Genomic DNA, 634 nt, shown 5'->3' with positions numbered 1-634 from the left:
CGCGACGGCATACACGGGCAGCGGCGCAGCCGGAGCGGCCGGCGCGCCAGGCGCCGCCGCCGCCGACGCACCGCCTCCGGGTGCGCCCACGGTCCCGACCGCTCCACCACCGGGCGCGGGTAATCCGGCCAGAGGGTAGGGGTTCTGTTGCTCGACGCGCGGCGCCACGGACTCGGGACTGTCCTCGGGTGCAGTCTCCGCGGGCGGTTGCATGAGGTGATCGATCAGCAGCACCAGGCCGGTGATTCCGAGTGCGGCCAATGCCGGGATCAGGAACGGCGACGCGAAAATCATGGCCCAGGTCGGCCAGCCCACGAGGTTGAAGAACACTTGATAGGCGACCGCGAACAAGAACGGCCCCCACGTGACCAGTGCAGCCGACGGATTCGTCATGAAGTCGTCGATGAGCTGGCCGAGATTTCCGATCGGGTCCTGCAGGAAGTCGATGATCTCCTGGCCGCCGGGCACCCCTTGCAGATATTGCTCGAGCAGGTCGCTGATGATGTTCGAATTCTGAAGCGCTGTACCGGAATCGGTCGCCTGGCCCTGCGCCGCCATCTGCTGCACATTGGCCGATGTGGTGCCCGCCTCGCCCACACCCGGCTTGAGCAGGAAGGGCGCAGGCGCACTCGTC

The 634-nt window shown here is 67.5% G+C and carries 1 pseudogene; it reads right to left on the bottom strand.

From position 1 onward, the window contains the following. Window positions 1–634: pseudogene (locus ACRCUN_RS34200) on the bottom strand (PPE family protein); the annotation flags it as partial.

The organism is Mycobacterium venezuelense (assembly GCF_054919535.1).
The sequence above is the reverse complement of the archived record's forward strand: the minus strand, read 5'-3'. Positions and strand labels throughout refer to the sequence as shown.